The 26,977-nt window shown below is 37.1% G+C and carries 28 protein-coding genes and 2 pseudogenes; 18 read left to right on the forward strand and 12 right to left on the reverse strand.

The genetic code is table 11. The features are described from left to right. Positions 1-162: 162 nt before the first annotated feature. Both ptsG and glcT read right to left on the reverse strand, forming a co-directional pair. Positions 163-2,202, reverse strand: coding sequence for a glucose-specific PTS transporter subunit IIBC (gene ptsG / locus BkAM31D_RS03045; RefSeq protein ID WP_066157801.1), 2,040 nt, complete (start codon positions 2,200-2,202; stop codon positions 163-165). Between the two features lie 201 nt (positions 2,203-2,403). Continuing rightward, complete coding sequence (glcT, locus tag BkAM31D_RS03050; protein WP_066157798.1) at positions 2,404-3,234, reverse strand: glucose PTS transporter transcription antiterminator GlcT; 831 nt, start codon at positions 3,232-3,234, stop codon at positions 2,404-2,406. 195 nt (positions 3,235-3,429) lie between these two features. Between glcT and BkAM31D_RS03055 the strand changes: the two genes are divergently transcribed. The 3 genes from BkAM31D_RS03055 to BkAM31D_RS03065 all read left to right on the forward strand — a co-directional run bounded on the left by BkAM31D_RS03055 (position 3,430) and on the right by BkAM31D_RS03065 (position 5,727). Beyond that, complete coding sequence (locus tag BkAM31D_RS03055; protein WP_066157795.1) at positions 3,430-4,188, forward strand: YkgJ family cysteine cluster protein; 759 nt, start codon at positions 3,430-3,432, stop codon at positions 4,186-4,188. Between the two features lie 232 nt (positions 4,189-4,420). After that, positions 4,421-4,759, forward strand: a complete 339-nt coding sequence (locus BkAM31D_RS03060) for a hypothetical protein (RefSeq protein ID WP_371807179.1) — start codon at positions 4,421-4,423, stop codon at positions 4,757-4,759. A 92-nt stretch (positions 4,760-4,851) separates the two neighbouring features. Then, entirely contained in the window at positions 4,852-5,727 is an 876-nt protein-coding gene (locus BkAM31D_RS03065) for a polysaccharide deacetylase family protein (protein ID WP_066157789.1), read from the forward strand. A 76-nt stretch (positions 5,728-5,803) separates the two neighbouring features. Here BkAM31D_RS03065 and BkAM31D_RS03070 read toward each other — a convergent pair whose 3' ends face one another. Together BkAM31D_RS03070 and BkAM31D_RS23860 are read right to left on the reverse strand one after the other, a co-directional pair. Next, positions 5,804-6,055, reverse strand: coding sequence for a hypothetical protein (locus BkAM31D_RS03070; RefSeq protein ID WP_066157786.1), 252 nt, complete (start codon positions 6,053-6,055; stop codon positions 5,804-5,806). A 61-nt stretch (positions 6,056-6,116) separates the two neighbouring features. Then, on the reverse strand, positions 6,117-6,254 hold the full coding sequence (locus tag BkAM31D_RS23860) for a hypothetical protein (protein ID WP_169801146.1): 138 nt from the start codon (positions 6,252-6,254) through the stop codon (positions 6,117-6,119). Positions 6,255-6,341: 87 nt separating this feature from the next. On the opposite strand from BkAM31D_RS23860, the gene rnhA reads away from it, so the two are divergent. Together rnhA and BkAM31D_RS03080 are read left to right on the forward strand one after the other, a co-directional pair. Further along, positions 6,342-6,956 carry a ribonuclease H gene (gene rnhA / locus BkAM31D_RS03075; protein ID WP_066157783.1) on the forward strand — a complete coding sequence of 205 codons (615 nt, stop codon included), beginning with the start codon at positions 6,342-6,344 and terminating at the stop codon, positions 6,954-6,956. A gap of 59 nt (positions 6,957-7,015) precedes the next feature. Continuing rightward, positions 7,016-8,367: pseudogene (locus BkAM31D_RS03080) on the forward strand (aldehyde dehydrogenase). A 203-nt stretch (positions 8,368-8,570) separates the two neighbouring features. Here the strand turns inward: BkAM31D_RS03080 and BkAM31D_RS03085 are convergent. After that, positions 8,571-9,020, reverse strand: a complete 450-nt coding sequence (locus tag BkAM31D_RS03085) for an Lrp/AsnC family transcriptional regulator (RefSeq protein WP_066157778.1) — start codon at positions 9,018-9,020, stop codon at positions 8,571-8,573. Positions 9,021-9,162: 142 nt separating this feature from the next. On the opposite strand from BkAM31D_RS03085, the gene BkAM31D_RS03090 reads away from it, so the two are divergent. Both BkAM31D_RS03090 and BkAM31D_RS03095 read left to right on the forward strand, forming a co-directional pair. After that, positions 9,163-10,944 carry a M3 family oligoendopeptidase gene (locus BkAM31D_RS03090; protein WP_306807434.1) on the forward strand — a complete coding sequence of 594 codons (1,782 nt, stop codon included), beginning with the start codon at positions 9,163-9,165 and terminating at the stop codon, positions 10,942-10,944. Positions 10,945-11,151: 207 nt separating this feature from the next. Continuing rightward, positions 11,152-11,871, forward strand: coding sequence for a YebC/PmpR family DNA-binding transcriptional regulator (locus BkAM31D_RS03095; RefSeq protein WP_066158186.1), 720 nt, complete (start codon positions 11,152-11,154; stop codon positions 11,869-11,871). 75 nt (positions 11,872-11,946) lie between these two features. Here the strand turns inward: BkAM31D_RS03095 and BkAM31D_RS03100 are convergent, their stop codons facing one another. The 3 genes from BkAM31D_RS03100 to BkAM31D_RS03110 form a co-directional block, all read right to left on the reverse strand. Continuing rightward, positions 11,947-12,981 (reverse strand): cytochrome d ubiquinol oxidase subunit II, encoded by a 1,035-nt coding sequence (locus BkAM31D_RS03100; protein ID WP_066157776.1) that lies wholly within the window; start codon positions 12,979-12,981, stop codon positions 11,947-11,949. Positions 12,982-13,005: 24 nt separating this feature from the next. Then, complete coding sequence (locus tag BkAM31D_RS03105; RefSeq protein ID WP_066157773.1) at positions 13,006-14,340, reverse strand: cytochrome ubiquinol oxidase subunit I; 1,335 nt, start codon at positions 14,338-14,340, stop codon at positions 13,006-13,008. Between the two features lie 152 nt (positions 14,341-14,492). Next, a complete protein-coding gene (locus BkAM31D_RS03110; protein WP_084372356.1) occupies positions 14,493-14,639 on the reverse strand; it encodes an FbpB family small basic protein in 147 nt (48 codons plus the stop codon). A gap of 398 nt (positions 14,640-15,037) precedes the next feature. Between BkAM31D_RS03110 and BkAM31D_RS23865 the strand changes: the two genes are divergently transcribed. From BkAM31D_RS23865 to BkAM31D_RS03120, 3 genes are all read left to right on the forward strand, one after another. Then, positions 15,038-15,184 carry a hypothetical protein gene (locus BkAM31D_RS23865; protein WP_169801145.1) on the forward strand — a complete coding sequence of 49 codons (147 nt, stop codon included), beginning with the start codon at positions 15,038-15,040 and terminating at the stop codon, positions 15,182-15,184. Positions 15,185-15,261: 77 nt separating this feature from the next. Then, complete coding sequence (locus BkAM31D_RS03115; protein ID WP_066157770.1) at positions 15,262-16,224, forward strand: MBL fold metallo-hydrolase; 963 nt, start codon at positions 15,262-15,264, stop codon at positions 16,222-16,224. A gap of 99 nt (positions 16,225-16,323) precedes the next feature. After that, the gene (locus BkAM31D_RS03120; protein WP_235820519.1) at positions 16,324-16,698 is read left to right on the forward strand and encodes a hypothetical protein; all 375 of its coding nucleotides are present in this window, start codon (positions 16,324-16,326) and stop codon (positions 16,696-16,698) included. A gap of 73 nt (positions 16,699-16,771) precedes the next feature. Here the strand turns inward: BkAM31D_RS03120 and BkAM31D_RS03125 are convergent. Next, positions 16,772-17,928, reverse strand: a pseudogene (locus BkAM31D_RS03125) (MFS transporter). 139 nt (positions 17,929-18,067) lie between these two features. Between BkAM31D_RS03125 and BkAM31D_RS03130 the strand changes: the two are divergent. The 3 genes from BkAM31D_RS03130 to BkAM31D_RS03140 all read left to right on the forward strand — a co-directional run bounded on the left by BkAM31D_RS03130 (position 18,068) and on the right by BkAM31D_RS03140 (position 19,863). Beyond that, positions 18,068-18,448: an OsmC family protein gene (locus BkAM31D_RS03130; RefSeq protein WP_066157764.1), complete on the forward strand. Its 381-nt coding sequence runs from the start codon at positions 18,068-18,070 to the stop codon at positions 18,446-18,448. Continuing rightward, positions 18,435-19,064 carry a YitT family protein gene (locus BkAM31D_RS03135; RefSeq protein WP_169801144.1) on the forward strand — a complete coding sequence of 210 codons (630 nt, stop codon included), beginning with the start codon at positions 18,435-18,437 and terminating at the stop codon, positions 19,062-19,064. Before BkAM31D_RS03130 ends, BkAM31D_RS03135 begins: the two co-directional genes overlap by 14 nt. Positions 19,065-19,245: 181 nt before the next feature. Further along, on the forward strand, positions 19,246-19,863 hold the full coding sequence (locus tag BkAM31D_RS03140) for a YczE/YyaS/YitT family protein (protein WP_066157758.1): 618 nt from the start codon (positions 19,246-19,248) through the stop codon (positions 19,861-19,863). 15 nt (positions 19,864-19,878) lie between these two features. On the opposite strand, the gene proC is transcribed toward BkAM31D_RS03140, so the two are convergent. Next, positions 19,879-20,688, reverse strand: coding sequence for a pyrroline-5-carboxylate reductase (proC, locus tag BkAM31D_RS03145; protein WP_371807193.1), 810 nt, complete (start codon positions 20,686-20,688; stop codon positions 19,879-19,881). A 158-nt stretch (positions 20,689-20,846) separates the two neighbouring features. Here proC and BkAM31D_RS03150 point away from each other — a divergent pair, with 158 nt between their 5' ends. Further along, a complete protein-coding gene (locus BkAM31D_RS03150) occupies positions 20,847-21,650 on the forward strand; it encodes a YfkD famly protein (RefSeq protein ID WP_066157750.1) in 804 nt (267 codons plus the stop codon). Between the two features lie 58 nt (positions 21,651-21,708). On the opposite strand, the gene yfkAB is transcribed toward BkAM31D_RS03150, so the two are convergent. Next, positions 21,709-22,821: a radical SAM/CxCxxxxC motif protein YfkAB gene (yfkAB, locus tag BkAM31D_RS03155; protein WP_066157747.1), complete on the reverse strand. Its 1,113-nt coding sequence runs from the start codon at positions 22,819-22,821 to the stop codon at positions 21,709-21,711. A 211-nt stretch (positions 22,822-23,032) separates the two neighbouring features. Here yfkAB and BkAM31D_RS03160 point away from each other — a divergent pair, with 211 nt between their 5' ends. The 4 genes from BkAM31D_RS03160 to pdaA all read left to right on the forward strand — a co-directional run bounded on the left by BkAM31D_RS03160 (position 23,033) and on the right by pdaA (position 26,495). Further along, positions 23,033-23,221 (forward strand): SE1561 family protein, encoded by a 189-nt coding sequence (locus BkAM31D_RS03160; protein WP_066157744.1) that lies wholly within the window; start codon positions 23,033-23,035, stop codon positions 23,219-23,221. A gap of 11 nt (positions 23,222-23,232) precedes the next feature. Next, the gene (locus BkAM31D_RS03165) at positions 23,233-23,874 is read left to right on the forward strand and encodes a histidine phosphatase family protein (RefSeq protein WP_066157741.1); all 642 of its coding nucleotides are present in this window, start codon (positions 23,233-23,235) and stop codon (positions 23,872-23,874) included. A gap of 144 nt (positions 23,875-24,018) precedes the next feature. Beyond that, on the forward strand, positions 24,019-25,557 hold the full coding sequence (locus tag BkAM31D_RS03170; protein ID WP_066157739.1) for a fumarate hydratase: 1,539 nt from the start codon (positions 24,019-24,021) through the stop codon (positions 25,555-25,557). 134 nt (positions 25,558-25,691) lie between these two features. After that, complete coding sequence (gene pdaA, locus BkAM31D_RS03175; protein WP_066157737.1) at positions 25,692-26,495, forward strand: delta-lactam-biosynthetic de-N-acetylase; 804 nt, start codon at positions 25,692-25,694, stop codon at positions 26,493-26,495. Between the two features lie 53 nt (positions 26,496-26,548). On the opposite strand, the gene BkAM31D_RS03180 is transcribed toward pdaA, so the two are convergent. Further along, positions 26,549-26,911 carry a hypothetical protein gene (locus BkAM31D_RS03180; protein WP_066157735.1) on the reverse strand — a complete coding sequence of 121 codons (363 nt, stop codon included), beginning with the start codon at positions 26,909-26,911 and terminating at the stop codon, positions 26,549-26,551. Positions 26,912-26,977: the final 66 nt, after the last annotated feature.

Raw genomic sequence — 26,977 nt, forward strand, 5'->3', positions numbered from 1 at the left:
ATTTTAATTTTGATGAGACTTTAGTATGAGTTATGTCGAAATACGTCTTATTTTATTTGGAATGTTTGAAGGAGAAGAACTTCCATTTTCAAAGGCTCTAGATTGAAAAATATAGCAAAAGACTCAAACATTTTAAGGTATGTTTGAGTCTTTTTGACTTACTTATTTTTGTTTAATAGAGATAACATCTTCTTCACCTAAAGAGACATCTTGCTGTTTATTAATCTGAATAAATTCACCTTCTGCAAGATTTGTAAACACGATAGGTGTAATCGTTGAAGTAGCATTTTCTCTGATGAACTCAAGGTCAAAACGTAACAATTCTTGTCCTTGTGTGATGAGATCATCTTGCTTTACAAGTGTTTCAAAACCTTCACCTTTTAAGTTGACCGTATCTAGACCAACGTGAATCAAAATTTCTTTTCCTTCGTCAGATAAAATACCGATTGCATGTTTAGTTGGGAATAGGTTAACTATTTTCCCTGAAACAGGCGACTTTACAACACCTTCAGAAGGATCGATAGCAAAACCATCACCCATCATTTTTCCTGAAAATACTTGGTCAGGTACTTCTGTAATAGGTAGTACTTTCCCTTGTAAAGGTGAGGTGAAATGGATGTCACCAGCAACTGCTTCTGTTGCCTGAGCGGGTTCTTCAACTGGTGTTGGTGTTCGTCCATTAATAATGTCTTCAATTTGTGTTTTGATATTTTCGGAACGTGGACCAAAAATGGCTTGGAAGTTTTGATCTACTTGCATAACGCCAGAAGCGCCAAGTTCTTTTAATCGGTCTTTATTTACTTTGTCGCTTTCTTTAACGGACACTCTTAAACGTGTGATACAAGCGTCAAGGTGAGTTAAATTCTCTTTACCACCAAGTGCTTGTAAAATATTAAATGGAAGTTCTGAGCCTTTTTTGTGTGATTGACTTGAACCTTCATCTGTATTACCGACTGCTTTTTCACGTCCAGGTGTCATTAAGTTAAATTTCTTAATCATAAATGTAAACAGTACATAGTAAATTACGGCGAAGATAAGACCTACAATAATGACGATCCACCATGGTTCACGTCCTGGAATAATTCCAAATAGGAAAAAGTCGATCGCGCCACCAGAGAATGTATAACCTAAATTAATATTAAGGTAGTATAAAATAACAAATGAAAGACCATCTAATACAGCATGGATAAAAAATAGCAATGGTGATAGGAATAAAAATGAGAACTCAATTGGTTCTGTGATTCCTGTTAAAAATGAAGTTAGTGCAGCTGACCCTAACAAACCACCAACTAGTTTTTTATTTTCAGGACGAGCTTGATGGTACATTGCTAATGCTGCAGCTGGAAGACCAAACATCATAATAGGAAACTCCCCAGCCATAAAGTGCCCAGCAGTGATTTCTACTCCATCACGTAACTGTGCAAAGAAAATGTTCATGTCTCCATATACCATGTTTCCGGCAACAGTTTGATAGGAACCGAATTCAAACCAAAATGGAGCATGGAAGATATGGTGGAGACCAAATGGAATTAACAAACGTTTAATGAAACCAAAGAAGAATACAGCAACAGCCATTCCTTCTTCCATTAAGAAGATAGAAGCTGTGTTCATTCCTGTTTGGATTGTCGGCCATATAAAGTATAATGCGATACCGACAAAGAAAGAAGAAAATGCTGCAACAATTGGTACAAATCGTTTCCCTGCAAAGAAACCTAAAAACTGTGGCAATTCAATATTGAAGAATTTATTATAAGCCCATGCAGCGAGCGCACCAATAATAATTCCTCCGAATACCCCGGTTTGAAGTGTTGGAATCCCTAACACAAGAGCGTGGGCTGGATTTGCTTGTTCAAGGACACTTTCAATGGTTAATCCACCCATTACACTCATTGTCATATTCATAACAAGATATCCGACTAATGCAGCAAGGGCGGCAACACCTGCGCCATTTGTTAACCCGATTGCTACACCGAGTGCGAAGATAAGAGCTAAATTATCAAAAATGACACCACCGGCAGATTCCATCATTGTAGCTAAGCTAGTAAAAGCATCATTTTCTAAAAAAGGCATAAGCGAAATCATATTTGGATTTCTCATTGCGTTACCGATGGCTAGTAACAAACCTGCGGCCGGTAATATAGCAACTGGTAACATCAATGATTTACCGATTCTTTGTAAATTACCAAAAGCTTTTTTAAACATACGTTTACCTCCTTAATAAATTTTCTCAAAATTAGTATGGGTATTTAAAAGCGGAAATATCAGAAAAAAAAGCATGAGTAAAAAGGAGAGACCGCACAGTGGAAAAAAGAGTGTCCTCTTATTTCCATACTTGTGCAATCGTTTTCCTTTCCACTCATGCCTGCATAATCAGTAACACGTAAAAAGTATGATAGCTAATTGTTATTGTTTTGAAAGTTGCTGAAGATGTAGCGTTAAGTAAACGGCTTCAGCATCTGGTATAGTCTTTTTTAACGCTTGTTGCATTATTTTCATCAATTTCCACGACAAATTGTAACACAGAGGATATTCGGCTTGCAATACCTTTTTTAAGGGTTCTTGATTATCCATATATTGTTCTTTAGTTATACGCTCAATCGCATGATGTAGATGACGGACAAGTCTTAAATACCTTGTATCTTTATGATCCATCTTAATATTTAACGATTCTTCAATTACTAGTACTAGTTCAGAAATCAATTGTGTGTGACGATTTACTTCTCTAAGGGTGCGTCTAGTTAAGGCACTATGAATATGCAAGGTAATAAAACCAACTTCCCCAGGGGGAATTAAAATGTTTAGTTCATCGTTTATATGATCTACTACTTCACAAGCAACTGCAAATTCCTTTGGATAAGCCAATTCAGTTTCATTTAGAAAAGGATTCTTAATATCAAGTCCTTGCTTAATTCGTTTAATAGCATAGAAGAGGTGATCCGTTAAACTGATATGAATATGTTCGTTAAGGCGTATAGAGAAGCGATCTTCTACAATTTCAATAATATCATTCATGAGTCCGATGAAACTTTCATCTACATAGTTAAGTAATTGTTTATATTGTTCCTGATCTTTTTCTTCTCTTAATACAAAAAATTTCTCAGCCTTATCGCCGGCTACTGTGTCGCCAATTTTTTTGTTGAAACCAAGTCCTTTTCCAATTAGAACGACTTCTTCATACTCAGGGTGTTCCGCGACAATAACATTGTTATTTAGGACCTTTTTGACAAGTAACATTTGCTCCTCCTTTCGCTGATGAGGAATTTGTCGAAAAATGCGTTCTTTTTGCTTTAATCTTAGCGCGTAAAGGAAATATCGTCAATTAGAAGCATTAATAAACTTTTTCCATTATTTTATAAAGGGAAAAACGGTCGCTTTTTTCTTTCATTTCTACTACTATAAGGGTTGAATCCCGGTTAGGAGCTGTTTTACGTGAATCAACCTATAAGTTATCAAGAAATGACAGAAAAAGTAAAGAAAATCAACCAACGTGATTATGATTATGAACAACCTTTTTTCGATCTAGTTGATCAACTTCTGGATGAAAGTGAAGGCAAGCATGTTCACAATTTTTTGACGGATGCTTTTGAAAGATTATTAGCTCAAGTAAATAAGGAAATTGAGTTAGTTGAGGATGAGCTAGGACTGACACCAACCTGTGGAGTAGGATGCGCCCATTGTTGTTATTTTCCGATTATCGTAACGAGACTTGAAGCTAAGTTAATGTTGCTTTTTATTAATCAATTGCCTGAGGCGCGAAAACAACGTATTTTCCTTCAAATATCCGAATATCATGATAAGTTCTCAAGTGAGATTAATGTAATTAAGAAATTCGACTTTAAGAAAGACGATTCCTTTAAATTAAAATATAAACAGTTAGGTCTCCCTTGTATGTTTCTAGATGAAGAAACGAATAGATGTATTGCTTATGAAGTTCGCCCGATTCCTTGCCGAACTTACTTGAATTACACGAATGCAAGTGTCTGTTCAGAAGAACATTTGCCAAAAGAGCCTGTTAGTTTTGAATTTTTACATCGCTTCTATGTTCAAGGAATGGATGAAATTATTCAAGAAATCCTTGAAGTAGTGAGCGATCAATCATTAGGATTTTCTTATCCTAACGATGCAGCTGAAGTGAATTACTTACCGATTTTAATTGAGGAAGAGTTAAATAAAAAGTCTCTAAAGTAACTATTAGTATAAAGGGTCATATCTGTTAGTTTTAACTAGTTAACAGGAGTGGAAAGGTAGTATTCTTTGAATGTTACCTATTTGTACAAAATTTTCTAAATATTTTTCATTTAGTATCCGCTGTACTCGTGGTATTATTAGAATAAGACAGTAGTTATTCTTAAATTTAGAGTTAGTGCATAAGCTATAATACTTACTAATGTTAGAGAGAAGCTTTAGGGAGGGATTGCTGGTGGAAGAGAAAGAGATGAGTACGTATTTTGAAGATCGAGTGACCAAAGCAAAAGTTCAGTTTGAGCGCACGGTTGATTGTAAGCATACGGAGTTCGATGATCTATACCCTTATATGACGGAGCAACCTCAATTTTTCTGGTATAAGCGTTATGTAGCATGGCAAGAATTATTAACTGTTGTGAAAATTGCTGATGATATGCAAGTGGAATGGAAAAAGCTTTTCTTAGATAAGCAAGCTTCCTTTATTGAAAGTAGAGTACTGGATGCAAAAGTGTTAGATGATTGGTATGAAGAACAAGGAAAATTAGAAACAGAATCATCTTCTAAACAAGAGTAGATCAAGTGAGACTGTTAAAGGGATCCCCTTTCTGACAGTCTCACTTTTTGTCATAGTAATAGTACATGAGTGGAAATGAAGGTGAGTGCCTGATGAAACAAGTATCGTTGCTAATCGTTTGTCTGACATTACTTATAACTGCTTGTCAAACAATTGAAGTACCTGAAGAACCTAAAGTAGAAGAGAAACATGAACATGATCAAATAGAGGTGGACGCAGGTAGGGAAAATACCTTCAATGAAGAGATTAGTAAGGAAGAAGGAGAAAATGAAATAAAATTAGAACAGTATGAGGGCAAGGACCCGGATCAATGGGGAGAAAATGTTACTGGGGTTAAGACGAGTATAAAAACCGATGAAAGGGTAATAGCTTTAACGTTTGATGCATGTGGAGGACCATATGGAAACGGGTATGATGAAGAGTTAATTCAATTCTTAAAAAGTGAACAGATTCCAGCAACATTGTTTATTAATGAACGTTGGATTAAAGAGCACGAAAAGGCCTTTCTTGAATTAGCGAAAGACCCATTGTTCCAAATTGAAAACCATGGAACTGCCCATGTCCCACTATCTGTAACTGGAAAGGCCGCCTGGGGGATTGAAGGTACAAACAGTCCAGAAGAAATTGTAAATGAAGTAATGGCAAATCAAGAAACAATTGAAAGTTTAACTGGACGGGCCCCTACCATGTTTCGTTCAGGTACGGCATTTTATGATGAAGTTGCTGTTGAAATTGTAAATGAGTTAGGGCTTGAAGTTGTGAATTTTGATATTTTAGGTGATGCAGGGGCTACTTACAATGCTGATCAAGTTTATACAGCTTTACTGCAGGCGAAAAAAGGGTCAATAGCACTTTTACATATGAACCAGCCTCAAAGTGGGACAGCGGAGGGTGTAAAGCGTGCAGTCTTACAATTAGAATTGGATGGCTTCTCATTCGTTAATCTTGATGGTTTTGAGCTACAGTAATTAATAATTATTTATAAACCATTGATCTAACAAAAATGCTCAGCAAACGTGGCTGAGCATTTTTGTTCTAGAAAAGTTAGTTAAGTGTAATGTGGGAATCACGATGTTGATAAATTCCATCAAGCTTATCGTCGACATCTTCCTCAATCTCTTCATTTGACGGCATGGAATCGTAACTCTCAATGATTGTAAAAGTTTCAAGACAAAGAAGATGGTATGGGTATTTTTCACCACGATCTTCAATAATAGCATAAAGCTTATTTCCTTTTGTGCTTATAAGGTCACCAGGCTCTTTAATCGAACGTTTACGGTTAATGGTCACATTCATGCTGGATTACACCTCTTTTTTAGCACCATTATCGACAGGAAATGCCATTTATAAACGTTGTTTATTGTTTTTTCTTATTGTTCGCTCGATTGCTCCCATTATCAATCATTTCACTTGCAACATCTTCGTTTAATAAGTTCTCTTTAGGCGTTTGGTTATTTGTAGCAGCTTTGCCGGCTTGACGGTTACGTTTGTTCATATAGATCCTCCTTCTAATTGTCTTAAGATGGTTTCACTGTTACTATTTCTTTAGAACAAAATTATATACAAAGAGTAGGTGTCATTTGTGGCCAAAAAGAAGTTTTATGTTGTGTGGAAAGGAAGAAAAACTGGCATATTTAATTCATGGGCTGAATGTGAGGCGCAAGTTAAAGGATTCACTGGAGCAAGATTTAAATCCTTTCCTACAAAAGCAGAAGCAGAGGCTGCTCTTTCAGGTAAGAGAACAGCTGGTTCAGGTTCTAAGCGCTCTACTGCAGAATCAGTTAGTGAAGAAGTTGAATGGGATAGCATATCTGTAGATGTAGGTTGTCGTGGAAACCCTGGGATTGTAGAGTACAAAGGAGTCGATACGAGAACGGGAGAAGTTTTATTTGCACATGATGAAATTCATATTGGTACAAATAATATGGGGGAGTTCTTAGCGATCGTTCACGGATTAGCCTATTTACAAAAGCAGGGAAGTACGAAAACGATTTATTCTGATTCGATGACAGCGATAAAATGGGTGAAACAAAAAAAAGCGAAATCAACTCTAGAACGAAATGAAAAAACAGCTTATATCTGGTCACTTATGGATCGTGCTGAAAAGTGGCTTCAAACAAACGATTATCAAAATAAAATTAAGAAATGGGAAACGGAAAAATGGGGAGAAATAAAGGCGGATTATGGGCGTAAATAACGTATAGCTTATAATAGCGGAGGTAAATTAGCTTAACTGTAAAGGTAGGAGGAGTTTTAATGTATGCAGAACTTATCGGTAAGCAGCGTAAATACTTTGAGCAAGGGGAAACACATGAACTTACGTTTCGTATTAAGCAGTTAAAGCAATTAAAAAAGGCAATCAAAGAACATGAGCATGAACTTATTGAGGCATTACATAAAGATCTAAATAAGTCAGAAGAAGAGGCCTTTTTAACGGAAATTGGTCCGTTATATCAAGAAATTAAGCATACGATTAACCACTTACCTAAGTGGATGAAGCCTAAGAGGGTCAAGACAGCAATATCTCATATAGGTTCTCGTGGGGTGATTTATTCAGAACCCAGAGGAGTAACCTTAATTATTGCCCCTTGGAACTATCCTGTCCAATTAGCATTTGCTCCATTAATAGGGGCTATAGCTGGAGGGAATTGTGCTGTCATAAAGCCATCGGAACTGACACCTAACACATCTAAAATAGTGCGAATTATAATTGAGAAGTACTTTCCAGAAGAGTATATTGCTGTTAAAGAAGGTGCGGTCGAAACAAGTAAACAATTATTAGAGCAACGCTTTGACTACATCTTTTTCACAGGAAGTGTTGCTGTTGGAAAAGTCGTTATGGAGCAGGCGGCGAAACAGCTCATCCCGGTTACGTTAGAGCTTGGAGGTAAAAGTCCAGTAGTGATCGATAAGAGTGCACGCCTTGATTTAGCGGCAAAAAGAATTGCATGGGGGAAATTTCTCAATGCAGGACAGACGTGTGTTGCACCTGATTATGCCCTAGTTCATGAAGATGTAAAAGATCTATTTATCTCCCTACTAAAAAAGCAAATTGATCTTTTATTTCGAGAAAAAGTGGAATCACAACTTTATCCACGTGTTGTTAGTGAACGGCATTTTAATCGGCTGCTAACGTTCTTAGAAGAAGGAGATGTGATAAAGGGGGAACGTATAACCGAGAGCAGCTCACGATCTCCCCTACTCTATTAGAAAATGTAAATTGGGATCAAGCGATAATGAACGAAGAGATTTTCGGGCCGATTTTACCGATTTTTACTTTTGACCAAGTGGAAGAAGTAATTCCAATTATTCGAGAACGAGCCAATCCACTAGCTTTTTATGTATTTGCTGAAGATCGAGCTGTTCAAGACTTGTTAATTAAAAATCTTTCATTTGGTGGAGGCTGTATCAACGATACCATTATGCATTTGGCAACTCCTCATTTGCCCTTTGGAGGGAAAGGGGAAAGTGGAATTGGAGCCTACCATGGATATGAGAGCTTTGCTGCATTCACCCATAATAAAAGTATTTTAAAACAAACAACACGATTTGATCTTCCGTTACGTTATAAACCTGATTTGAAGCTGCTAAGAAAGGTATTTCGCTAGACGAAGTATCTAATCGATTTCCATTCCAGTAATGTTGACTTTTTTCTCGGCGCGGAGTCTACGTAAATATTCTTCGCTAAGGTTTTGTATGTTTCAATAAAAACTTCAACGTTAGGTGACGAAAAAGATTGAATTAGATTAAGCTTTTATAAAAAACGTATTGGCGATTCAATTCGCAATACGTTTTTTAATGTAGGGGATATTTATAACTTCAGTCCGCTTCGACTCTTAAATCTTCTTAATAGAATATGACTCTCTACTCTAGTAATCCCTTTCAAAGCATATAATTCTTCGTTAATAAAATGCTCTAATTGTTCAAAGTCTTCTACAAGAACATGCATGTGTAACGTACTTGGACCTGTCATTTGATAGCAACTTGCAACCTTTGGATTTTCAGCTAATGTTTCTGCAACGGAAACAAGAGATGTAGGTTCGCAATCTACCTCAAAAAAAGCAGATACTTTTTTGCCTATTTTATCAGAGTTGATAACAACACTAAATTTCTCAATGACTTCGTCTTCAATGAGTTGGTTAATTCGTTCTCGAATGGCTACACGGGAGAGACCTAGTTCCTTTGCAATATCCACATAGGACATACGGCCATTTACGGTTAAGAGTTCAAGTATTTTTTTGTCGGTCGTGTCAATTTTCATTATTTACCACACCTTTATACAACTTAGATAATATTATTATAGAACATTTTAATTGTTGAAAACATCCTTCCAGGAGATGGTTTACATCAAAAGTTTCTGATACACTATTATTACGAGTTACGAAATAGTGAGGAGGTTTTAAATGATGAAATTTCCAGAGGTTTGGGATTTAACTTCTATTTTTAAAGGTGGAAGTAAATCTGAACAATTTAAACAGTTCGTCCAAGAAACGGATGAATTATTAATAACTTTAGAACGTAAACTTGTACAGCAAATTTCGCTTGATCAACTAGAGACGTTTATACATAATGTCCAAGAATATATGCAAAGAGCCAGAGAAGCTTCAGCCTTTATAAGTTGTTTAACCGCACAAGATGTGAAAGATCAAGAAGCACGACTCTGGCTTGGTAAAGTAACTGAACAAAATACACAAATTCAAAATATTTGGGGAACAATTGAAAACTTCCTTGTTGAATTAACAGAAGAGGAATGGAAGGCATTTATTTCACGTCCATCGTTAGTAGGTATTGCCTTTAATTTAGAAGAGAGAAGGCAGCAATCAAAAGAGAAACTCTCATCGTTAGAGGAGAAATTAGCAGCTCAATTAGCGATTGATGGTTATCATGCATGGGGAAATGTTTATAATAGCGCAGTTGGCCGTATGCATATTCCATTTGAGGAAAACGGTGTAGAGAAACAGTTGTCGCCTGGTCAACTACAAAACCGTATGAACAGTTCAGATCGATTAATACGTGAAAGAGCATTTAAAGCATCTGAGATTGCCTGGGAAAAAGAAGCTGAATTATTTGCTCAAACGTTAAATCACTTAGCGGGGTTTCGCCTTAATTTATACAAAGCAAGGGGATGGGATCGTGTTCTAAAAGAGCCGCTTGCGATTAATCGGATGAAAGAAGAGACGTTACAGATGATGTGGGAAACCATCACTGAAAATAAACCAAAGCTCTATAAATTTATGGAAAGAAAGGCTAAGCTTTTAGGTATGAAGAAATTAGCAATGCACGATGTATCTGCGCCTTTGCCTGTCGAGGGTGATACGACAATTTTATATGTAGACGCGTGTCAGTTGATTATCGAACATTTTAGGGCATTTAGTCCTAAGTTAGCTACCTTTACAGAAGGTGCTCTTCGTGACGGTTGGGTTGAAGCGGAAGATCGAGCTGGAAAACGGCCAGGAGGATTTTGTACGACCTTTCCAATTTCGAAACAGTCCCGTATCTTCATGACTTATGACGGAACAATGGCGAATGTCGCAACACTCGCCCATGAATTAGGGCACGCGTATCATGGTTATTGCTTAAGAGAATTGGATCCTCTAGCACAACGGTATGCAATGAATGTAGCGGAGACAGCATCAACTTTAGCGGAAACGATTATTGCCGAGGCTTTAGTGAAAGAGGCAGCTAATGAAGACGTAAAATTATCATTATTAGAAAACAAAATATCTCGATCACTAGCCTTTTTCATGAATATTCATGCTAGATTTTTGTTTGAGACAAGATTTTATGAGGCTCGTAAGGAGAAAGTGTTATCCGTTAGTGAATTGAATACAATGATGGAAAAAGCACAAAGAGAAGCATATGGTAATCAATTGTCTTCTTATTCACCAACATTTTGGGCTTCTAAATTGCATTTTCATATTACAGGTGTCCCTTTTTATAATTTCCCGTATACATTTGGCTACTTATTTAGCTTAGGTATTTATAAGAAGGCTCTAGTAACTGGCAGTTCATTTGAACAAGACTATATAGCCTTACTTCAAGATACTGCAAGTATGACGGTTGAGGAGCTTGCAGAAAAGCACTTGAAAGTTGATCTGACTAACAAAGCTTTTTGGCAAGAAGCGATTGACCTTGTATTAACGGATATAGACGAATTTATGACTTTAACAGAAAATAGATGCTAAGATCTTCTGGAGGCTTGCCAAAAAGGATATAACTTTTTTTCGGCAAGCCTTTCGGGGCTGTAAAGGAACGTCAGTATTGACTTCCTCTTCAAACTTTCTCGAACAGAGTCCGTAAATAATGTATAATAAATTGTATATTTAACTAAAGGTACCGTTCAATTTTAACATTTTAAAAAAGGCATATTGATGAAAGAGAGTGAGAAAAGCATGGGTCGTAAGTGGAATAATATTAAAGAAAAAAAAGCTTCTAAAGATGCGAATACAAGTCGCATATATGCTAAATTTGGCCGTGAAATCTATGTTGCAGCAAGGCAAGGTGAGCCTGACCCTGAATCAAACCGCGCATTAAAGGTTGTACTTGAACGAGCAAAGACATATAGTGTGCCAAAAGCTATTATTGATCGAGCAATTGAAAAGGCTAAAGGTGGTTCGGAAGAAAATTATGATGAACTACGTTATGAGGGGTTTGGACCGAATGGCTCGATGGTTATTGTAGATACATTAACAAATAATGTTAATCGTACGGTTGCAGAAGTACGATCGGCATTTAAGAAAAATGGCGGAAATATGGGTGTTAGTGGTTCCGTAGCTTTTATGTTCGATGCGACAGCTGTTATTGGACTAGAAGGAAAAACAGCGGATGAGGTACTTGAGATATTAATGGAAGCGGATGTAGATGTTCGTGACATTCTGGAGGAAGAAAATTCTGTGATTGTATATGCGGAGCCTGATAACTTCCATGCGGTACAAGAAGCATTTAAAGATGTTGGAATTACTGAATTCACAGTAGCCGAACTAACGATGCTAGCGCAAAATGATGTTTCTTTATCGGAAGAAGATCAAGAGCAATTTGAGAAATTAGTTGATGCGTTAGAAGATTTAGAGGATGTTCAACAAGTGTATCATAATGTTGATCTAGGTGAGTAACAGTTTTGAAAAGAGCAGGCCTATTTTTTGATAGGCCTGCTCTTTTCATAAATTATTTCTTGATTCAGGCCTAAGTTAGTGAGGAGAATCTTGCCTTAAATATCTTTTATCTTTCATAAATAATTTCCAGAACCAGATAAAGACAGGAATCAAGATGGCCATGCCAATACCATAACCAATTAACAAGGAATAAAACATTATATCATTGGTAAAAGCATCGTAAATCGTTACATTAGGATAGAGAAAGTATGGCATATGTGCTGAACCGTAGGCGAAGCTTGCTAATCCAAACTGCAAAGCAATTAGCAATACGGCTACGCGAGGTTTACCGATACTCATTTTTTTCGAAGGCCACCAAAGGGCACTATATCCAATCGCAAACGCTAATAAAGACAGAGTGAAGAGAAGCCATTCGTTTGCCATGTTTTCAAACATCCAAAAAGCTTCTGGTATTAAAGTGAAAATGGCACCAACAGCAAAGGAAAGTGTAATAGGACCTAAAATAATCGCATTTCTTCGATAAACATGGTAGGTCTCCTCTGAATTTGCTTCGTTTGCATAGTCACTTAATAATAAAGCTGATAAAAATAATTCTGTACTTAGTCCAAAGCCAAGGTGGGTATAGAAGGTTGGACTTGTAAACAATTGATTAAGTAAAATATATTGACGATCTCCAACTGTTTCGACGAATCCACCAATTGCTGCAGGTAACATACTGATTAATAAAGCGGGGATTAGCAGTCCTGTAACCCCAGAAATTATCACTAACATGTTTGTATATTTTTGCACGGTGTAAGAGTAAACCATAAACGCACTACGAATAGTTAATAAAAAGAGTACGAGACAAATGGGAACAATCATCAATGTTCCGAGTGTTGCCGCAGCTCCTGGGAAGAAACTAACGAGTGCTACAACAAGCAATACTAAAAAGACATTGGTTACTTCCCAAGAAGGAGAGAGGTAACGGTTTGCAATACTAGCAGCTTTTGTATCTGTTCTTTTTCGATAGTACATTGCCCAAAAACCAGCGCCGAAATCTATCGACCCAGCAATGGCATACATGAATAAAAAGATCCATAAAATCGTAATCGCTATATAGACAGGCTCCATCTTATCACTCCTCACCTCATATTTTTAAGTGATGCTGTGTAAATCTTTTGAAACCGGGTTGCGATTGAAATAGAAATGCATGACAAGTGCTGTAATAACGAGAAGTACTACATATAGGGAGACGAACAAGATAAAGAGCATTCCTAAATTCCCTGAATTCGTAGCAGCCTCACTTGTAAGTTGAAAGCCATAGATCGTCCATGGTTGCCGGCCGGTACAGCTGAAGATCCATCCTGTCTCAATTCCAACCATAGCGAGGGGACCAGAAACTACGATTCCAGCTAACAACCATTTTGGGAAAGGCTTTTCGCTTTTACGGTTTTTGAACCAATACAACCAATACACTCCCGCTAGGAGAAGAAGAACAGAACCAATTCCGACCATCACATTAAATAAGGTGTGAACGAATAATGGAGGCCATTCTTCTTGTGGATAATCATATAAGCCTCTTACTACTCCGTCAGTTGAGCCTGTTGCAAGCCAACTAAGCATCCCTGGTATCTCAATTCCTCCAACGACTCTACCAGCCTCTGGATCAGGAGTACCCATGATTGCTAAAGGCGCGTTCGATTGAGTTTCAAATAAACCTTCTGCAGCTGCGAGCTTCACGGGAATATGTTCATGAAGTAATATAGCTGTATCGTGGCCGCTATTAGCTGTATACACACTCATTGCAAGTGCAACGGCTAAAGATAAAGATAATCCTTTTTTGTGATACGTGATTTCTCGAACACTAAGACCTCCTCGAAATAATTTGTAAGCTGCAACTGCAGCAAGTACAAAGGCACCCGTCATATAGGCGCTTCCGACAACATGAAAAGAAGTAACGAAGAAGCTTGGGTTAAAAACAGCTGCCAGCGGTTGAACATTCGTTATTTGACCATCTACTACATCAAAGCCACGAGGTGTATTCATCCATGCATGAGCATCTGTAATTAGAACAGCAGAAGCTGTAGCGCCTAATGCGACAAAGAAAACACTAATTATTCTCATCGTTGGCGAAAGTCGATCTGCTGCGTATACATAAATGGATAAGAAGAGAGCTTCAAGAAAGAAAGCAAATATTTCAATTTGGAATGGAAGGGCAATGACTTGTCCTACAATTTCCATAAACCCAGGCCAAAGCAAACTAAGCATAACAGCTACAATGGTCCCAGAAGGAATGGCAACGCCTAATAAAATAGCTACTCCTTTTGTCCATCTTTTGGCAAGCGTCCCATAATCATCATCTTTGCGAATGATTCGCATGATCTCAGCAAGAAGGATCATTAAAGTGATTCCTACTCCTAATGTTGCAAAGATAATATGAAAAGCAATGGAAGAACCAAATATAGTTCGAGCCAGCAATACATTATCCATTTTCTTACGCTCCTTCAAAAATAAAAGTAGGTATGTATAAAGTGAATCTACACAACTCTTACTGTGCGTTATCAGCTCTTGTAATATTCGTATGATTTTCCATTTTTTAAAAAGAAAAGAGCGAGTTGCCAATGTGGCAAACTCGCTCTTTTTTATTTAGGTTCCTGTTGGTTTGTTGTTTCTTTTGATTTACGCTCATCAATTCTCTCATCGATTTTTTCTAACGCGACAGGGTCATTAAGTAATTGTTTTTTATTTTCTAAAACTAACTCCTCAAAAGAAGTTACTTGTCTACGCATTTTTACATCCCACCTCATAGTAGTGAAATTACTAACTATCATAAGTATAGCAAATAATCATTCGTTTAGTAGTTGAAATTGTTACAATTGTTTGAATAAATAAATTTTACCGGAAAATGTCGAATCTAGTAGAAGGTTAATGAGAGTGGAAGTTGCCCACAGAAATCGGTAAATTTATTAACAGTATACCTTGTTTATTCACAGTGAAACGCTTACTTATTAACATAAATGTGGAAAACTTTGTGGATAAATAAAGGTGCATGTACGATATAAAAAAGTATTTACAAAACAGTTTATTATTGTTAGAATATTTTTAACAATTAGAAAAAGTTAAAGAGGTAGTACTTAGAAAGTGAGCGACTGCTCAATCGATAAAAAGAAAAAAGGGAGAGAGAACCATGACAGTTTCAGAAAAAAAGATGATTGAAGACATGCAAAAGAAATTAGATCGACTTGCTACAGAGTTAAATGAATTAAAAAAGTCAAGCCATGATGGTTTTGAAAAGTTAGAGACTGATCGTTTTCTAACTCAAGCCTATAATTAATCGACAAAGAGTGCCTAAAATATCTATTTTTTAGGTCACTCTTTTTTACTGGTTAAAAATAAGAAGGGAGCAGTATAATGACTCATCGCCGAGAGCAAATTTATCAATTTACCCTACCTACGCCTTTTTTAGTAGGACCCGTTCATGTTTATTTAATTTGTGGTGAATCGTTAACTCTTGTAGATACAGGACCATTAACAAAGAAGGCTAAAGAAATACTTGAGAATGAATTAAAGAAACTTGGCTTCACATTTCAAGACGTTGAGAGAGTCGTACTAACCCACCATCATCCTGACCATGTTGGTTTAACAGCGCAATTTCCTTCTGCATTAAAAATTGGTCATCCTTACTTAAAGACGTGGTTACAGAAAAATGATTCTTTCTTTCAACGTTATCAACAATTTTTTGATGCTTTGTATCAGGAGAATGGAGTTCCGGCTGACTTAATTGAAAAAACAGTCCAATCAAATAGTGGGTATTTAAAACATACAGTAAAAACCGACTTGGATGTATGTGTAACAAACGGAGATGACCTAACGGGACTTACAGGCTGGAAAGTATTTGAGGTGCCTGGTCATGCTCAGACTCACATTCTCCTTATGCGTGAGGTGGATCGTGTAGCAATTGGAGGCGATGTGCTTCTCAGTACGATATCTTCCAATGCTCTTTTAGAACCACCGATGGAAGAAAGGATGGAGCGACCGAAAACATTACTTCAATATAGACGCTCACTGAAACAGATAAGGGAATTAGAGTTGAAGGTCTTACTGCCTGGACATGGTGATATCATTACGAATGTAGATGAACTAATAGAACAAAGGCTACAAGGGCATCTTAAGCGAGCAAAGGTGATTAAGAAATTACTTGCAAATTACAGGTGGACAGCAAACCAAATTAGCTCTATATTGTTTCAAGAAAAGCATATAAAGGAACCAACATTAACTTTCTCTGAAACAATGGGACATTTAGACTTATTGCTAGAGTTAGGAGAAATCAATGTAACAAAAGAAAAAGGAATTTATTTGTACTATAATGAGTGATTAATCATTCATATTGCTGAAAGGATAGAAAGCTTGCCTTTCCTTTTCATTCCTATTCCTGATAAAATAAAGGGAGTAATAGTAGGAGGAGGGGCTAGTTTGAAAAAGCAAGAAAGAAGTTCTTTTAAGTTAGTGTGGATTTTTGGATTGATTATCATTTCAGTTGTATTAGCTAAGAAAGAATGGAGAACAAAGTTGCTAGCTGAATTAAAACATGCTCGTGAGTCAACTGAACAGGCGGTTGAATTTATTAAAGAAAACCGAGAACAAATCGTTGACCAGGTTAGAACAACTGCTACTGAGATTTCAACAGTTGTTCGAGATATTACGAGCGATGTTAAGAAGCTTAGCGAAACAGCTTCTCATCTAAAGGATAGCTCCGAAGAAATTATGAAAGCAACGAAAGAAGCAGCAGATGGGATGAGAAACTTGAAACAGAGTTTACCTAGTTCAGAGGTAGAGTCTAAACAATAACAAGAGGCTTGGCAAGTTTATAAAAAAGGGCGTCTAAAGCAGGTCATAAAAGATCTTTTAGATGCCCTTTTAATTAATAGAAGCTTTTTGGTGTCCTAGTAAAAATCACAATAATAAAAAAGATGAGTAGCAACATTAGTCCTATAATAATGAAATAGCTAACCCCGCTTAAAAATTGAATAAATACCCCCCTAAGTAAGGTCCGAGTAAGCTCCCAATACTAAAGGCGATTCCACAAAGAATATTTCCTGTAGGTAATAGTGATTTAGGGGTTAAATCAGTCATGAAGCTTATTCCCATAGAAAAAGTGGATCCGACTAACATACCTGCAATAAATAAACAAATTGTCAGTCCGAGTGTAGTATTCTCTAAGAAGCTCGCAACAAAAAAGGAAAAGCTTCCTAATAATAATAGTAACTTAATAATGATCTTTCTACCATATTTGTCACTTATGATTCCAAGAGGCAATTGAAAGATAATACCTCCAAAAGCAAAGGAAGCTAAGAGTATCGAAACGCTTGTTACGTCTATTCCAATACGTAAAGCGTAAATAGGGAAACTCCCATTTAGAGATGCTTCTAAAAAGCCATACCCTAATGGAGGAAGTAGGGCGACCCATGAATATTTAAGTGTTCTTCCAAAGCGCCCAGCTGTATCTCGAAAGGAAGTTAATTCAACTGCCTGTTCAGGAAAGTCATTATGAAGGAAAAACAAAAGTAACCAAGCAATGAAACAGAGTGCAGCGGAGACGATGAACGGGAGAGCTTCATTATATTTCATTAAAGGTGTCATTAAGGGCCCAACAGCAAATCCAATGCCGAAAAAGAGACCGTAAATACTAATATTGCGACCACGTTGTGCTTTAGGAGTTACTGAAGTAATCCATGTTTGTGTTCCGAAATGCAGAGCATTATCGCCAATGCCTATACATAGACGCAAAAAGAACCAGAACCAGAATGACTTCCATAATGGGAAAAAAGCTAATGCAATGACAACGATTAAGCCGCCAGTAACAATAATCGGCTTATAACCAAATTTTCTAAGTGGAGGTTCCATAAAAGGAGAGATAATTAGAATTCCAATATAAAGTGCAGTTGCGTTTAAACCATTTAAAGTTGCTGATACACCATCTTGTTCAAAGATGATGGAAATGAGCGGCAGCAACATTCCTTGACTAAATCCACTAATCGCAACAATACTAACTAAAATCCAAAAATGTAGTCGTTTCATGTCCTTCCCTCATTTGCTGAAGCGATTTATTTATTTTATCGCGTTATCTCTTCCTTGGCTATAGGATTTATGTAAAAGAGCATGACGATAGAGGGGGAGACTGGTACAATAAAAGCAGTCAAATGAAGGAGGCAGTAAGATGGAATTTCATATGAAGGAAAACAGTTTTGTTACAGATTTAGAGTTTGGTCAATTAGAAGTGTCTGGAAATGCTGAATATGGGTTTCGCCCTTATCAATTATTAGTTTCTTCCATAGCTGTGTGTAGTGGGGGCGTACTAAGGAAAGTATTGACTAAAAAAAGAATCTCATATAACGATATAAAAATTACAGCTGATGTTACTCGGAATGAAGCAGGTGCAAATGAGGTAACTGATATACATCTTCATTTCCTAATTTCAGGATCAGATGCTAATGATGAAAAGATCGCAAAAGCACTAGAAGTTACAACAAAAAACTGTCCAATTGTTCAATCGGTAAAAGACTCCATTCGTATAACTGAAACTTTTGAACAAGTTTAAGATGCATAATGACTTTCGTGCCCTACTTGCATTAGCATTTGGAGCTTTTGTTCAAGGATTGGCAATGGCTTTTTTCTTATTTCCGTTTGAGATTGCATCTGGTGGGGCAGCGGGAATCGCGATTTTATTTGAGAGATGGTTTGAGGTTTCATATGCACTAACAATTTGGGGAATGAATATTACTCTGTTAATGCTAGCCATAAGATGGATAGGTATCAAAAGTTGTATGAAAACCGTTTATACGGTGTCCATTACTTCATTAACACTTTGGTTTACTGAATATATACAAATATCATGGAATTTACCAATGATAATGAGTATGGTAATAGGTGCCGTTTTATTTGGAATAGGGGTAGGCCTTCTTTTTCGCTTCGGTGCCTCTTCTGGTGGCTTGGCGATTATTGCTCATATTCTTTTTGTTGTCGCAAAGATTCTTCCTGGAAAGTCAATGTTTTGGATGAATCTGATTGTCTTTTCACTTGTTGCATACGTAATTGATTGGCAATTATTTATTTATGCAGTTATAACTCAATGGGTAGCAACTAAAGTATTAAATCAAGTAGTGTTATATCGCTCTTCTTTGAAAACAAAAGAGAACACTTCCCTTTCAGCATAGGGGCTTTGCATAAAGCTTATATACTGTTAAAATGCCGTTAGATTTCCTAAAGAATGTATTAGTAGAAACTTAGCTAATATTTCCTCGGAAATTGACGAAAAAAGCCGGTGGAAACATCGGGAATAAAGAGAAACAATTAGAAAACATCGAATCTTGTTAAAAGAATTGAGGAAATTCATTTATGAAGTCTGTTTTAATTAGAGCATTAAGTTATACGGGAGGTTTATTAATTGTCTCTTTCGGAGTAACATTAACGATCCTCGCTGGTCTAGGTGCAGGCGCTTGGGATGCATTAAATGTTGGGTTAGCAAATAGTACTCGATTTTCTGTTGGTAATTGGGTTATCTTTGTCGGGATGATATTAATTATTATCAACGCATTGCTAACAAAATCAAAGCCAGTTATTCACTCATTGATAACTATTTTAATTTTAGGTTACTTTATCGATTTTTGGCTGATTTTTGTTTTTAATGACTCATTATTTAGTGGAATGGGACTTCAAGTTGTTATTTTATTGATTGGAATTGTCGTTCTTGCTTTTGGGGCATCTATCTACATGCAAGCCGAATTTGCTTTGATTCCAATTGATGCCTTCATGTTTGCTATTAGGCATGTTCTAGGAGTCAACTTAATGATAGCGAAAACGATCGGTGAACTAGTTGCCTTAATTGCTGCTTTTATAGTGGGCGGACCAATTGGAATTGGAACAGTATTCGTAACATTTCTAATAGGTCCGTTAATACAATTTTTCTTTCCGAGGGTGGGAAAGAGGCTTGATTGGAAAGCCGCTCAAGAGTGAGCGGCTTTTTTCTATTTACTTATTACCTTGTTGTTTTGCTCTTTCATTTGTAGCTTGTACAGCTTTGTTTATAAGAGTTGCAAATTGATTTTCGGCGAGAAGGGAAAGGCCCGCAGCCGTTGCGCCACCAGGGGAAGTAACTTGATCTCTCAACTTCATTGGATCACGATGCTTATCAAGCATTGCAGCGCTACCGATAATCATTTCAGTTACAAGCTTTCTCGCTTGTTTCTTTGTGATACCATAAGTATGAGCTGAATCCTCAAGTGATTCAATGAAGTGATATAAGAATGCTGGTGCACTCCCTGTAATAGCAGTTAAGTCATGAACTTGCTGTTCTGATAGTTGTTCTGAAGCCCCAATCGCTGAAACAATTTTGTTAAAATGCACAACGTGTTCATTCTTAACGTGTTTCCCGAAGGCGTAAATCGACATTGATTTGCCAACATCTGCTGCAGTATTTGGCATAAGCCAAGCAACAGGGGTTTTGTCAGTCAAATAACGCTCTAATGTACTTGGCCCAATACCTGCAGCTACTGTTATCACAAACTGATTTGAGCGTATATGTGTGTTCATCTTAGTTAATACTTCGTCATGAGCACTAGGTGGACAAGCTAAAAGTACGACATCTACTTCATGTAGCACTGAGAGCCAGTCGGTAGTTGTATTAATTTCGTATTGCTCTTTTAACGATTTTAATCGTTGAACGTCTTTTTCATTGGAAACTGTAATATGAATGTCTTTTTCTTTTTGCAGGATTCCAGAAAAGATCGCTTCGGCCATTCTTCCGGCACCGATAAATAAGATATGTATGTCTTTCATTATAAAACCTCCTTAAGTAAGTTACCTCAACCTTCTGTTTAGATAACTCACTTAACGTTATCAAAAAATACTTGCTTGCGGAAGCAATGGATAATATTTTTTTGAATCGCTCAAACTAAAGCATAACCACATGTCTCTAAATGAACTTAGGAGGTTTAATGATGAAGCGTTTGATCTTAGCTTTAACAGCGATCTTTTTATTAACCATGAGTATGACCATTTCGGCAGCAGGTGAGAACAAAGAAGAGAAAAAGGATTTCAAAATTCCTGATTCAGTAGTGAAAATATCAAAGGAAAATACTTATACAAATCCAACTCAAGATTTGCCTTATCTTCAGCCAAGTGAGTTAGCGAAAGAGTTGCTTACAACGACAGATGTAAGAATTGAGAACCCAGATTTAATTAGAATCTTAAATGAATCAACAATTAACGATTCCAAATTAGCGTTAGGCTTTAGAGCTTCCATCTATTTAGGAGAATGGCCGTTAGCTTATCAATCTGATGGAACTGAAGTGAATTGGGAATATCAAAAAGTAAATACGAATTATTTAGATAATCGTGGAGGCAGATCTCCACAGAAATTAACTTATTATCAGGAACAACAAAAAAAGGTAAATGGTGGTCTAACGGCGAAAATTCCCAATAGCGATGCTGTGAAAAAGATGATGATGATTAAAGCAACTGAACATACCAATTTACCATTATCTTTTGAAACGGTAATCGGTCAAGGTACGAAAAAAGGAAACACATATAATATCGCTCCAAAACAAGTTGGTTATTTAAATAGTTATGTACCTGCTGCAAATGAAAAGGGGAAAGTTACTTATGGAGAAGTTTACTTGACCTTTAAAGGCGGAAAGCGAAAATTAGAAGTGAAGAATGTAACGCAGCAAGGAATCGGAGCATGGATTCCCGTGCAAGACCATCTGTCCTTTAGTTTTGTGGCTGCCAATCAACCTAAATAAAGAAAAAAAGAGACGTTTCAAAAAGTCAAATTAGACCTTTTGAAACGTCTCTTTACAGTTATATATTAGAACTTTTTTTGGTGAAGTCAACAGTTGGATAATAAGCGTCTTTAACAAGAACGTTAGGACCTAAACATTTAACAGATGGACAATGACAGTTAAGTGAATTGGCGAGATCTGATTTGATCCATTTGGAATAGGCCTCTGGCAAAGATGTATTCTTGATGTTTCCTAACGGAGGTGTGTCACCGAAATCGGTTACGATAATATTACCATCAAAAATGTTAACGTTTAGCCGTGACCGTCCGTCTGGGTCATTTCGAACAGTTACGTTTTTCTCTGTTAGCAATCGTTTTTGTAGACGAAGATCTTCTTCATTCTGACTGCAAGGATAAAAGGGCAATGTTCCAAATAGCATCCAATAATCATCCTTTTTTACATCAAGAAGGCGGTTAATACCATTTCTAATCTCCTCTAACGTAGCAACTTCAAGTGTACTTGCAAAATCGCTTGGGTACATGGGATGTATTTCATGACGCTGGCAACCCATTTCAACAATCTGTTCATGTATGCTTTCTAAATGTGGGAGGGTTCTTTTGTTAATCATCGTTTCAGCTGAAACAAGTACCCCTTGACTAGTTAGAGCCTTAGCATTTTCAACCATTCGGTGGAATAAGGCTGAACGCTGCTCAAAGCTCGGTTTGCGCTTCATTACGGCAAACCCGATTTCAGCAAAGTCATGAACGCTTCCATAGTTATGGGAAATGTGAAGGACGTCTAGATAAGGAATGATTTTCTCATATCTCTTTAGATCTAGTGTTAAGTTAGAGTTAATTTGAGTGCGAACACCACGTTCGTGAGCATATTTCAACAATGGAACAACATAATGATCAACAGACTTCATTGAGAGCATCGGTTCTCCACCGGTAATACTAAATGCTTTTAGATTTGGAATTTCTTCTAATCGTTGAATGAGTAAATCAAGTGGCAAAGGTGTCGGGTCTTTTGGTTGCAAAGTATAGCCAACTGCACAATGCTCACAACGCATATTACATAAAGTAGTTGTTGTGAACTCGACATTCGTTAACGTTAATTTACCGAACTCATCTATATCTTGATACGCCTCCCAAGGATCATTAGCAGGCGTTATCTGTGGAAAAGTTTCAATCACAAAACTCGTGCTCCTTTTTACAAATTCACTTCTATCATCTTAACGCAAAAGCGTCTAAAGAAAAAGGTCGGTTTTTAATACGAAAGGTGAGGTCCGCACTTTCTTCAGTAGCCTCTCGATTTTTGTCTATGTACTTAGGTGAAAAATTGTATAGAAGAATAGAATCTGTTACACTCGAGGTGACAAAGATGAGTAAAAAGGAGCGATTGTATTGGGTGGAGCAATTCATGATAAAAAAGAACAAATGGATTATTTGCAAAATAGATTAAATATGGTGATGAATGTTCTTGAGACGATAGATCCAGAACAGGCTGGAGTAGAAGAAATTGATCGACTGTTAGCCATGTTAGATGATATTGAAGTAAAGTGTAAGCAATTTCGTCATGATTGGTCTGAGTAGGGAGTGGTAATGTGAACTTATACTTAGTTCGACATGGTGAATCGACAGGAAACGTTGCAGGGAAAATTCAAGGTTGGAAGGATTTCCCTTTATCAAACTTAGGAAGAGACCAAGCTGAACTTGTTGCGGAGTATTTCAAAGAACTACCGTTGGATTATATATATAGTAGCGATTTAATACGTGCATCAGAGACAGCGGAAGCAATTGCTACTAGAAAGAATCTGTCTGTACATAAATGGAAGGAAGTTAGAGAAGTTCATTTAGGGCCATTTCAAGGCTTGTCACGCCAAGAGATTTTTGAAAAATACCCTGACGCAGCTTCTAAGACTATTTTAACTTCTGGAGTTGAAGGAACTGAAACCATTGATGAGTTAACGAAACGATGTCAGTATATTGTACAGCAGCTACAAATTGCTCATAAGAATAATAATGTTGCAATTGTATCGCATGGTGGATTTATTAGTATATTTTTAATGTATCTAATCGCCGGAGATCAGTGGCATACCCTTCACCGTCCATTTCAAATCGGTAATACAAGTATTAGTCATATAGAATGGCCCAAAAATCGTAGAAATCCAATCTTCCATTATGTGAATCGAACGACACATTTAGTGACAGAAGCGAAACTGAATTCAAATATGAGGTTATTATAGAGGCGTCCTATTAGGGCGTTTTTTCTTTTGATTTTCCATATGTTAGGTTGAACGCGCTTCCACTTTTCTCTTTCGGAATTTTTGGACTAGCATTATAATAGTAATGACAAAGAAAAAGTTTGTACGGAAAAGGAGATGGATGAAATGAAAAAATTAGAAGAAAGTATGTATCAACTGATTGTTGAAACATCAACAAATTTACCCAATGATGTACGTCGTGCGATTGCTGCTGCTAAAGCAAAAGAGAATGCAGGAACACGTGCTGCACTTTCACTGTCTACAATCACTGAAAATATTGGAATGGCTGATGAGAACGTTTCACCAATCTGTCAAGATACGGGGATGCCAACTTTTGAAATTAAAGTGCCAATTGGTGTCAACCAAATTGAAATGAAAAAGGCTATTTATGCTGCGATTGCTAGAGCTACAAAGGATTCGAAACTTCGTCCAAACTCTGTTGATTCACTTACAGGGAAGAACACAGGTGATAACCTTGGGGAGGGGACACCAGTCATTCATTTCGAACAATGGGAAAAGGATGTTATTGATGTTCGATTAATCTTAAAAGGCGGTGGCTGTGAGAATAAGAATATTCAGTATAGCTTACCGGCGGAATTAGAAGGTTTAGGACGTGCAGGTCGTGATTTAGATGGTATCCGTAAATGTATTATGCACTCAGTTTACCAGGCACAAGGGCAAGGCTGTAGTGCTGGCTTTATTGGAGTTGGAATTGGAGGAGACCGTACAACAAGCTATTCTTTAGCGAAAGAACAACTTTTCCGTGCGGTTGATGATGTGAATGAGAATCCGGATTTACAGAAGCTCGAAGACTATGTATTAGAAAATGCGAATAAATTAGGAATTGGAACAATGGGATTTGGTGGAGAAGCTACGCTCCTTGGATGTAAAGTCGGTGCAATGAACCGTTTACCAGCAAGCTTCTTCGTATCTGTCGCTTACAACTGTTGGGCATACCGCCGTCTCGGAGTTGTTCTTGACCAAGAAGGAGCTATTCAAGAATGGCTTTATAAAGATGGAGAAAAAGTAGATTTAAGCGATGCTGAAAAAGAAGTAGCTGCTACAGAGGAAGTTACAGATGTTCGTGAAGTTGTGCTACAAGCTCCAATCACTGAAGAACAAATTCGTGAATTGAAAGTTGGAGATGTAGTGATCATTAACGGTATGATGCATACTGGTCGAGATGCAATTCATCATCACTTAATGGACCATGACGCTCCAATCGATCTAAATGGACAAGTGATTTATCACTGCGGTCCTGTTATGATGAAAGATGATCAAGGAGAATGGCATGTAAAGGCAGCTGGACCAACTACAAGTATTCGTGAGGAGCCATATCAAGGAGATATCATGAAAAAGTTTGGCATTCGTGCTGTCATTGGTAAAGGTGGAATGGGTCCTAAAACATTAAAGGCATTACAGGAGCATGGTGGGGTATACTTAAATGCAATTGGTGGAGCTGCACAATATTACGCAGACTGTATTAAGAAAGTAAAAGGTGTAGATTTAATGGAATTTGGGATTCCAGAAGCAATGTGGCACCTTGAAGTAGAAGGATTTGCAGCAATTGTGACGATGGATTCGCACGGAAACAGTTTGCATGCTGATGTAGACAAGTCATCTTTAGAAAAGTTAGCACAATTTAAAGAACCGGTTTTTAAATAAAATAAATTAAATTAGTTGATACTGCACAACTAACAACTTTAGCAGTAAACATTTACATATCAAAAAGTTAATCATACATAAACAGTTTAACTCGTGAAACACTAACAAAAAAAAGAGAGGGAGCAGATTGGAACATGAGAAAAAAGACACCTTTCCTTGCAGTACTTTTCATTGTAGCCATTTTTGTTAGTTTTTCTTCAGTTGCCGAAGCTTATGACAATACAACACATAACTGGAGTTATAAGCCCGAGAAAGACAATAAGCCAGTCACGACAGAACCTGAATTCTTAAGGTTGCTTGAAAATGCCAATGGCTACTTTATCGGTGACACTACTAAGAAGGAATTGTATTTAACTTTTGATAATGGTTACGAAAATGGTTATACAGCTAAAGTGTTAGATGTATTGAAAGAAAAGAATGTCCCTGCTACTTTTTTTGTTACCGGACATTACCTTGATAATGCCACTGACCTTGTAAAGAGAATGGTGGAAGAAGGTCATATTGTTGGAAATCATTCATGGCATCATCCTAGTTTACCTGAAGTAGGAGATGGTCGCTTAATCAATGAACTAACTAAAGTAAAGGAACGTTTTACGGAAATTACGGGTGTTAAAGAAATGAACTATCTACGCCCACCGAGAGGTCAATTTAGTGAACGGTCTTTAGAATTATCTGAAAAGCTAGGTTACACAAATGTCTTTTGGTCGATGGCTTATAAAGACTGGGAAGTTGACAAACAAAAGGGTGGAGACTACGCATATAATCAAATTATGAAACGAATTCATCCTGGGGCGATTATGTTAATTCATTCTGTTTCAAGTGATAATGCAGAGGCGTTGCCAAGGGTAATTGACGATGCTCGTAAACAAGGGTATGAATTTAGAAGTCTGGACGATCTTATGTTTCAAAAGCAAACAGAAGCACTACCCTTTCCATGAAGTAAGAGACACGTAAAAAAGATCCCGCTATAAGCTTATAGCGGGATCATCCTTTAGTTTGCGTAGCTTTCTTGCCCAATTGCTGCTGCAATGGTTTCTAGTGTACTTACATCTGTTACATCAAAAGCAATTGGATGCCTGCTACGGACAATCATCATGCCAATCTCTTCTTCCATCGAATTCGTAATAGGGAATTTTAACTCACCGTTACACTCCCACCTTAAGTCATCTTCAAATGAAGAGGCTGCAACTAATTTATGGTCAAGATTCTCATACATGTAGATTCCTACCCAATCGATATAAGGAACTTGCTCAACAAGACTCTCAACCGTTTTCTCAAAAATTGAATTAAGGCTTTCCTTTTTAAATACGTGGGCCATAATTTGTAATGAAGCCACATCTGTAGGTATAGACAAAATCATCTCTCCTCTATTCGGTCATCTTTAACCTATTTTAGCAGATTTATATAGGTTACCGGTCTA

This window comes from Halalkalibacter krulwichiae (genome assembly GCF_002109385.1).
In the GTDB taxonomy this organism is placed as follows: domain Bacteria; phylum Bacillota; class Bacilli; order Bacillales; family Bacillaceae_D; genus Halalkalibacter; species Halalkalibacter krulwichiae.